Here is a 279-nt window from a genome sequence, read left to right on the forward strand (position 1 = left end):
GTGTCTCAAGTTGTCGCAATTCAGCAGCGTAACCGGTGCGTCACATTGATTCACGCGCGCCGAAAGAATACGCGCCAGCGTACCATAGAGAGTACGGGCCTCTCCTTTCAGATCAGCCTGGATGTCAGGAGCGCTTAAATCAATTTCATGAGCCGGAGTGAGGTAGTATCCGGATTCGGTAACCGTAAAACTAATCACCCGGGTTTCAGCGTTAGCACCCTGTTCAATCAGTGAGGAGAGGTGACTGTCCCAGGGTAAGATTTTGCGTATAGACGTAAT

General features: G+C 50.5%; 1 protein-coding gene. It reads right to left on the minus strand.

The annotated features are described in order from the left end of the window. Window positions 1–279: hypothetical protein (locus SB660_RS20005; RefSeq protein ID WP_410584036.1), on the minus strand; the 279-nt coding region annotated here is incomplete at both ends.

This window comes from Bacillus sp. SIMBA_005 (assembly GCF_046535585.1).
Classification (GTDB): Bacteria; Bacillota; Bacilli; order Bacillales; family Bacillaceae; genus Bacillus; species Bacillus pumilus.